The following is a 7905-nucleotide window of genomic DNA, read 5'->3' on the forward strand; positions in this document are numbered from 1 at the left end:
ATTGCCGACTTCAAAAAGTCGTTTGCTTGAGGTCACCTCGTAACAGACAAGGAGACTGATATGGCAACTGGCAAGGAAATACGCGGCAAGATCAAAAACTTCGAAAGCACGAAGAAGATCACCAAAGCCATGGAGATGATTTCCGTCTCCAAAATGCGTAAAGCTCAGGAGCGCATGCGTGCGGCCCGGCCTTATTCCGAGAAAGTGCGCAACATCGCGGCGCACATGGGGCAGTCCAGCCCGGAGTATGTGCACGCGTTCATGAAGCGCAACGATGCCAAGGTGGTGGGCATGATTGTGGTCACCACCGACAAGGGTTTGTGCGGCGGTCTCAACACCAACGTGTTGCGCAGCGTGACCAACAAGTTGCGTGAGGTGCAAAACGACGGCCTGACCACGCACGCGGTCGCGATTGGCAACAAGGGTCTGGGTTTCCTGAACCGCATTGGCGCCAAGGTGGTGGCCCACGTGACTCAGTTGGGTGACCGTCCGCACCTGGACCGCCTGATTGGTCCGGTCAAGGTCTTGCTCGATGCCTACGCCAACGGCGAAGTCAGCGCGGTTTACCTGTCCTACACGCGCTTCATCAACACCATGAAGCAGGAAGTGGTGATGGAGCAACTGCTGCCACTGTCAGCGGTGCAGATGCAGGCTGAAGCCCGTGCCAGCGAAACTGCCTCCGGCCAGAAACATGGTTGGGACTACATCTACGAGCCCGATGCGCAGACCGTGATCGACGAACTGCTGGTGCGTTATGTGGAGGCACTGGTGTTCCAGGCGGTGGCCGAAAACATGGCTTCCGAGCACGCCGCCCGCATGGTTGCCATGAAGGCGGCCACCGACAACGCCGGCAACGTGATTGGCGAGCTCAAGCTGGTCTACAACAAGACCCGCCAGGCTGCGATTACCAAAGAGTTGTCAGAAATCGTCTCCGGTGCAGCCGCCATCAGCGGATAAGCCTCAGTTAGCAGCAAGATTCAAATTTATTGGAGCAAAACCAAATGGCTCAGGAAAACACAAATACGAACGCAGGCGTTCAAGGCAAGATTGTTCAGTGCATTGGCGCTGTGGTTGACGTGGAGTTTCCACGCGAACAGATGCCGCGCATTTACGACGCACTCAAGCTCGAAGGTTCCAACCTCACGCTCGAAGTCCAGCAACAACTCGGCGACGGCATTGTCCGTACCATTGCGCTGGGTTCCAGTGACGGCTTGCGCCGTGGCCTGATGGTGTCCAACACCGGCAACTCCATTACCGTTCCGGTCGGCACTGCCACACTGGGCCGGATCATGGACGTGCTCGGCGCGCCCATTGACGAGCGCGGTCCGGTGGCTTCCACCCAGATGGCGTCGATCCACCGCAAGGCCCCCACTTACGACGAACTCAGCCCGTCGCAGGAATTGCTGGAAACCGGCATCAAGGTGATTGACCTGGTGTGCCCGTTCGCCAAGGGCGGTAAGGTCGGTCTGTTCGGCGGTGCCGGTGTCGGCAAGACCGTGAACATGATGGAACTCATCAACAACATCGCCAAGGCGCACAGCGGCTTGTCGGTGTTTGCCGGTGTGGGTGAGCGTACCCGTGAAGGCAATGACTTCTACCACGAGATGGCTGACTCCGGTGTGGTGAACCTTGAGAAGCTCGAAGAATCCAAGGTGTCCATGGTCTACGGCCAAATGAACGAGCCCCCGGGCAACCGTCTGCGCGTGGCCCTGACCGGCCTGACCATTGCCGAGTCCTTCCGTGACGAAGGCAAGGACGTGCTGTTCTTCGTGGACAACATCTACCGTTTCACGCTGGCCGGTACTGAAGTGTCCGCTTTGCTGGGCCGTATGCCTTCTGCTGTGGGTTACCAGCCCACGCTGGCCGAAGAAATGGGCCGCCTGCAAGAACGTATCACCTCCACCAAGGTCGGTTCCATCACCTCGATTCAGGCCGTGTACGTGCCCGCCGACGACTTGACCGACCCGTCACCTGCCACCACCTTCGCCCACCTGGACTCCACCGTGGTGCTGAGCCGTGACATCGCCTCGCTCGGTATTTACCCCGCCGTGGACCCGCTGGACTCCACCAGCCGCCAGCTTGACCCCAACGTGGTTGGCCTGGACCACTACGAAACTGCCCGTGCTGTGCAGGGTACGCTGCAGCGCTACAAAGAGTTGCGCGACATCATTGCCATTCTGGGCATGGACGAGCTGGCCCCTGAAGACAAGCTGACGGTGGCACGCGCCCGCAAGATCCAGCGCTTCCTGTCGCAGCCTTTCCACGTCGCCGAAGTGTTTACCGGCTCGCCCGGCAAGTACGTCAGCCTGGCCGAAACCATCCGCGGCTTCAAGATGATTGTGGCCGGCGAGTGCGATCACCTGCCGGAGCAAGCCTTCTACATGGTCGGCACCATTGACGAAGCGTTTGAGAAAGCCAAGAAAGTCTGATGACTTTGCGGGACAGATCCTTGGCTCTGTCCCCAACTGATTAGGAAAAAAATGAACACTATTCATGTTGATGTGGTGAGTGCCGAAGAGTCCATCTTCTCCGGCGAAGCGCGTTTTGTCGCTTTGCCCGGTGAAGCGGGCGAGCTGGGCATTTTCCCGCGCCACACGCCGCTCATCACCCGCATCAAGGCGGGCTCGGTGCGCATCCAGCTGGCTGACGGTGGCGAGGAGTTCGTGTTTGTGGCCGGTGGCATCCTCGAAGTGCAACCCGATTGCGTCACCGTGTTGTCTGACACCGCAGTGCGCGGCAAAGACCTCGACGACGAAAAAGCCAACGAAGCCAAACTGGCCGCCGAAGAAGCCGTCAAGAACGCCAAGACCGATCTCGACCTGGCCCGCGCCTCGTCCGAGCTGGCCGTCATGGCGGCCCAGATTGCCGCTTTGCGCAAATACCGGCAGAAAAAATAAGCGTAACCTAACGGCAATTTCATGCCGATTCATCAAAAACCCGACCGTTACACCGTCGGGTTTTTTGTTTCATGATCCCGGTCAATGTAAATGTAAGTATTTGATACACTGACCAAAATAATAGTCATCAAACCCCGGGAATACTCATGCCGAATTCGGATGTGTCAGGCGTGTCAGCGGTACCTCAGGTGGCTGTGGACGAATTGCTGGTTTGCCTGCAAATTGTGGCGCGTACCCATGGCGAGGCTGCCACCCGCGACGCCTTGATGGCAGGGCTGCCAGCAGAGCATGCCCGTCTCACGCCCAGTCTTTTTGCCCGTGCCGCATTGCGTGCGCACTTGAGCAGCCAGCTTGTGCAGACGTCGTTGGCCAGGCTCAACGACGCCCTGCTGCCTGCTGTGGCGCTGTTGCAGGATGGCCGGGCCTGCGTGGTGTTGGGTTTCAATGAGGCGCGCGACGCGGCCCAGGTCATCTACCCCGAGCTCAACGAAGCCACGGTCACCGTGCCGCTGGCCACGCTGGAGGCCAGCTATACCGGTACCTCCATTTATGCCCGCCCCACCCAGCGCTACGACGCGCGCACGCCCCAGGTGCGCGCTGGCCGCCACGGCCACTGGTTCTGGGGTGTCATCGCCGAAAGCACCCCGCTCTACCGCGACGTTTTGCTGGCCGCCCTGTTGGCGAATACGTTTGCCTTGGGCATGCCCCTGTTTGTGATGAACGTGTACGACCGCGTGGTGCCCAACCAGGCGTTCGAGACGCTGTGGGTGCTGGCGCTGGGCTTGGTGATCATGCTCATCAGCGATCTCGTGTTGCGCACCATGCGTGGCCGTTTTATCGACCTTGCCAGCAGCCGGGCGGACGTCAAGCTGTCGGCCTTCATCATGGAGCGGGTGCTAGGCATGCGCATGGAGCAGCGCCCCGTCTCGGCGGGTTCCTTCGCGTCCAACCTGCGCGCCTTTGAGTCGGTGCGGGATTTCATCGGCTCGGCCACGGTGGTGGCGTTCATTGACTTGCCATTTGCATTGATCTTCATGGTGGTGATTGGCTGGATTTCCTGGTTCATGCTGATCCCGCTGCTCATCGGCGCGGCCGTCATGGTGCTGTATGCGCTGATCGTGCAGGGCCGCATGCACGAGCTGGCTGAAACCACCTACCGCGCCGGCGCCCAGCGCAACGCCACCCTGATTGAAGGCCTGGTGGGTTTCGAAACCATCAAGGCACTCGCCGCCGAGGCCCCTATTCAACGCAAATGGGAAAAAAGCGCGGCCCTGCTGGCCCGTGTCGGCGCCCAGTTGCGCCTGCTCTCCAGCACCGCCAGCAACACCTCGGCCTTTGTGCAGCAGTTCATCAACCTGGCCATCATCATTATTGGTGTTTACCTGATTTCCGAGCGAGAACTCACCCTGGGTGGCCTGATTGCCTGCACCATGCTGGCCTCGCGCGCCATGGCGCCGGTGGGCCAGGTGGCGGGCTTGCTGGTGCAGTACCACACGGCTGCCACCGCGCTCACCTCGCTCAACGAAATGATGGCGCGTGAGGTGGAGCGCCCCGCCGACACCAAATTCATCAGCCGTGGCCGACTCAAAGGCGAGGTGGAATTCCGCGACGTCAGTTTCACCTACCCCGGCCAAAGCGCGCCGTCGCTGCGCAACCTGTCGTTCCGCCTCAAGTCGGGTGAAAAGGTGGCCATTCTGGGGCGCATCGGCTCGGGCAAAACCACGCTGGAAAAACTCATTCTGGGCCTGTACCAACCCACCGAAGGCGCGGTGCTGGTTGACGGCATCGACCTGCGTCAGCTCGACCCCGCCGAGCTGCGCCGCCAGATTGGTTATGTGCAGCAGGACGTGATGCTGTTCTATGGCAGCCTGCGCGAAAACATCACCCTGGGGGCGCCGCTGGCGGATGATGCCGCCATCGTCAAGGCAGCGGAAATTGGTGGCATTTTGAGCCTGGTCAATCAGCACCCCAAGGGCTTCGACATGCTGGTGGGCGAGCGCGGCGAGTCCTTGTCGGGCGGTCAGCGCCAGGGCGTGGCCATTGCCCGTGCCGTCATCAACGACCCGCCCATCATGCTGCTGGATGAACCCACCTCGTCGATGGACTTTTCCAGCGAAGACGACATCAAGCGCCGACTCACCGAGTTTGCCAAAGACAAAACGGTCATCCTGATCAGCCACCGCACCTCTTTGCTGGACCTTGCCGATCGCATCATCGTCATGGACGGCGGTCGTATCATGGCCGACGGCCCGAAAGAACAAGTGATCACGGCGCTACGCCAGGGTCGGATCGGAAAGGCTGCATGATGGCTTTGTTCAATAAAAAAGCCTTTGACGGTACCGGCAACCTGATCAAGCGGGCTGCCCAGGCCAGCGACTACACCTTCGGTCCGCTGGTCAAGCGGCTCACGCCGACCGACGAAAAGGAAGACCTGGACTGGGCCGGCGACGCCGACTGGGCGCGCCTGCAGCAAGAGCCCCTGCGCGCCCGCAGCCTGCTGCGCCTGGCAGCCGCGGTGCTGGCCTTGCTGGTGGTTTGGGCAGCTTTTGCCAAGATCGATGAAGTCACCCGCGGCGAAGCCAGGGTGGTGCCCACCAGTCAGGTGCAGATCATCCAGAGTGTGGATGGCGGCGTGGTCGAGGCCCTGCTCGTCAAGGAAGGGCAGGTGGTGGAGGCTGGGCAACTGCTGTTGCGGGTCGACTCCACCCGTTTTGTCTCCACCTTGATGGAAAGCCAGGTCAGCCAGGCCGCGCTGCAAGCCAAAGCCTTGCGCCTGGAAGCGCTCACGCGTGGCACGCCGTTCAATCCGCCCAAGGAATTGGTGCGCGACGTGCCGGATGTGGTGGAGCAGGAGCGCCGCCTGTATGAGTCGCGCCGGGCCGAAATCAGCGCCCAGACCGCCATCTACCAAAGCCAGCTGGTGCAGCGGCAACAGGAGCTCAACGAGGTGCGGGCCAGGCGCGACCAGGCCGAGCGCAGCCTGGAATTGATGACCAAGGAAATCAACGCCACCCGACCCATGGTAGCCACCGGCGCGGTATCCGAGGTTGAAATGATGCGCCTCGACCAGCAGCTCGCCCGTATCCGCGGTGACCGTGAACAGGCCACCGCCCAGATCGCGCGGGTGCAGTCGGCCATTCAGGAAGCCAACAGCAAGATCAACGAGGTTCAGCTCACCAGCCGCAACCAGATGAGCGCCGAACTCTCCGACACCATGAGCAAGCTCGCCAGCCTGGAGCAGGGCGGTGTGGCACTGCAGGACAAGGTCAAGCACGCCGACATCAAATCCCCGGTGCGCGGTACCGTCAAGCGCTTGCTGGTCAACACCATCGGCGCGGTGGTCCAGCCTGGCAAAGAGGTGGTCGAGGTGGTGCCATTGGACGATACGCTGATTCTGGAGGTGCAAATTACCCCCAAGGACATCGGCTTTTTGCGCCCCGGCCAATCGGCCATGGTCAAGTTCAGCGCCTATGACTTCTCCATCTATGGCGGCTTGGAGGCCGAGGTTTTCCTGATTGGCGCCGACTCGGTGCTTGATGAAAAAGGCAACGCGTTCTATCATGTTCGCGTGCGCACGCTTAAATCCAGTTTGGGGCCGAACCTGCCCATCATTCCCGGCATGGTGGCGCAGGTGGACATCATGACCGGCAAGAAAACCGTGTTGTCCTATCTGCTCAAACCTGTGCTGCGCGCCAAAGCCAACGCGATGACTGAACGATGAGTACCCAACACTTCTTCCTCTCCGGTTCGGCCTCGGTCTTGCCCGAGCGACTGCTTGAGGCCTTTGCCAGCATCAAAGCGCTTAACGCCGAAGCCCTGCTGGCGCGCTTGCCCGGGCTGCCCGCCGCGCAAAGCCTGGTCTGGCTGAGCAGTGCTGACGCCCAGTGGCCGCAGGCGCTGCGCCAGATTTTGCAAGCCAAACCTGATGCCCGCGTGGTGTTGCTCTCTGGTGTGCCCGAGCCCGCCGAGGGCATGCGTGCGCTCAACGACGGCGCTCGCGGCTACACCCATGCTTATGGCGTGCCTGCGTTGCTGCAAGAGGTTGCGCTGGTCATCGAACACGGCGGCCTGTGGGTGGGCCCGGACCTGCTGCAACGCCTGGTGGGTTCCACCAACGCTGCCCTGCTGGCCCAACAGGCCGTCAGCAAAGCACAGTCGCCTGGAACCGTGACGCCCAGCACCGGCCCCAACGCCTGGACGCTCCTGTCAGCGCGCGAGGCGCAGGTGGCCCGTGCCGTATCGGCCGGCCGCTCCAACAAGGAAGTGGCCGACAAGATGTTTATTTCCGAACGCACCGTGAAGGCCCATCTGGGCGCCATCTTTGAAAAACTCGGTGTGCGTGACCGCCTGCAACTGGTGCTGCGCCTGTCGGCATCGCCCGAACCTGCGCCAAGCCCGACGGTGGAGCCAAAATCATGACAGAGCCCGAAAAAATCAATGCCCTGAGCCAGACCGATACCAGTCTGGTGCGCGTGCTTGAAGACCTGATCGACGTGCTCATCACCCGCGGCGTGATCCAGTTCACCGACCTGCCCGAGGCGGCGCAGGCCAAGCTGCTGGAGCGGCGCGAAACCCGGGCCAGCCTCAACAACCGGCTGCAACTGCTGCCCATGGACGGCGACAACGACCTGGTTTAAGCAGTTTCTGCGACAACCCTCGGTCCGAGGGCGGGCCTCCTACAAGGTACCTGCCCCCTGTGGGAGCGGCACCCTCGCCGCGATTGCCTTTGCCTGCGGGTTAATCCTGGGCATTTATTTTCAAATTTGTACCTAAGTCCAATAGCCAAGCGGTTTTGATCGTCCTATTCTCCGACGCATACGGTTTCATACCCTGAGCGCATTTTGCTCAGACCCAATGCCTTAACTGGAGAACATCATGGCCCAAATAGCTACAGTCGCTGCCCTTACAGGTACAGGCAGCGCCTTTGCAGTCAACGAGCAAGGCGTCAGCCGCCAGCTCAAGGCCGGAGACATCCTGCAAAAAGGCGAAACCATCCGCACCGTGGGCG

7 protein-coding genes are annotated in these 7905 nt (G+C 60.9%); all 7 read left to right on the plus strand.

The genetic code is table 11. The features are described 5' to 3' along the window. Nucleotides 1-60: 60 nt before the first annotated feature. The 7 genes from atpG to NDJ10_RS15175 all read left to right on the plus strand — a co-directional run bounded on the left by atpG (nt 61) and on the right by NDJ10_RS15175 (nt 7534). A complete protein-coding gene (atpG, locus tag NDJ10_RS15145) occupies nt 61-957 on the plus strand; it encodes a F0F1 ATP synthase subunit gamma (protein ID WP_296163827.1) in 897 nt (298 codons plus the stop codon). A gap of 44 nt (nt 958-1001) precedes the next feature. Next, nucleotides 1002-2429: a F0F1 ATP synthase subunit beta gene (gene atpD / locus NDJ10_RS15150; protein WP_296163829.1), complete on the plus strand. Its 1428-nt coding sequence runs from the start codon at nt 1002-1004 to the stop codon at nt 2427-2429. A gap of 51 nt (nt 2430-2480) precedes the next feature. After that, the gene (locus NDJ10_RS15155; RefSeq protein WP_296163831.1) at nt 2481-2897 is read left to right on the plus strand and encodes a F0F1 ATP synthase subunit epsilon; all 417 of its coding nucleotides are present in this window, start codon (nt 2481-2483) and stop codon (nt 2895-2897) included. Between the two features lie 146 nt (nt 2898-3043). Then, nucleotides 3044-5203, plus strand: coding sequence for a type I secretion system permease/ATPase (locus tag NDJ10_RS15160; protein ID WP_296163833.1), 2160 nt, complete (start codon nt 3044-3046; stop codon nt 5201-5203). Next, complete coding sequence (locus NDJ10_RS15165) at nt 5200-6618, plus strand: HlyD family type I secretion periplasmic adaptor subunit (RefSeq protein ID WP_296163835.1); 1419 nt, start codon at nt 5200-5202, stop codon at nt 6616-6618. Before NDJ10_RS15160 ends, NDJ10_RS15165 begins: the two co-directional genes overlap by 4 nt. Next, the gene (locus tag NDJ10_RS15170) at nt 6615-7316 is read left to right on the plus strand and encodes a response regulator transcription factor (protein ID WP_296163837.1); all 702 of its coding nucleotides are present in this window, start codon (nt 6615-6617) and stop codon (nt 7314-7316) included. The genes NDJ10_RS15165 and NDJ10_RS15170 overlap by 4 nt, the downstream gene beginning before the upstream one ends. After that, nucleotides 7313-7534 (plus strand): hypothetical protein, encoded by a 222-nt coding sequence (locus NDJ10_RS15175; RefSeq protein WP_296163839.1) that lies wholly within the window; start codon nt 7313-7315, stop codon nt 7532-7534. The genes NDJ10_RS15170 and NDJ10_RS15175 overlap by 4 nt, the downstream gene beginning before the upstream one ends. Nucleotides 7535-7905 lie beyond the last annotated feature (371 nt).

The sequence above is a fragment of the Rhodoferax sp. genome (assembly GCF_023700745.1).
Taxonomy (GTDB): Bacteria; Pseudomonadota; Gammaproteobacteria; order Burkholderiales; family Burkholderiaceae_C; genus Rhodoferax.

Excerpts from the sequence above, each read along its gene's own strand:
- NDJ10_RS15155 (WP_296163831.1), top strand. The coding sequence starts at position 2,481 with ATGAACACTATTCATGTTGATGTGGTGAGTGCCGAAGAGTCCATCTTC.
- atpG (WP_296163827.1), top strand. The coding sequence starts at position 61 with ATGGCAACTGGCAAGGAAATACGCGGCAAGATCAAAAACTTCGAAAGC.
- NDJ10_RS15175 (WP_296163839.1), top strand. The coding sequence starts at position 7,313 with ATGACAGAGCCCGAAAAAATCAATGCCCTGAGCCAGACCGATACCAGT.
- NDJ10_RS15160 (WP_296163833.1), top strand. The coding sequence starts at position 3,044 with ATGCCGAATTCGGATGTGTCAGGCGTGTCAGCGGTACCTCAGGTGGCT.
- NDJ10_RS15165 (WP_296163835.1), top strand. The coding sequence starts at position 5,200 with ATGATGGCTTTGTTCAATAAAAAAGCCTTTGACGGTACCGGCAACCTG.
- atpD (WP_296163829.1), top strand. The coding sequence starts at position 1,002 with ATGGCTCAGGAAAACACAAATACGAACGCAGGCGTTCAAGGCAAGATT.
- NDJ10_RS15170 (WP_296163837.1), top strand. The coding sequence starts at position 6,615 with ATGAGTACCCAACACTTCTTCCTCTCCGGTTCGGCCTCGGTCTTGCCC.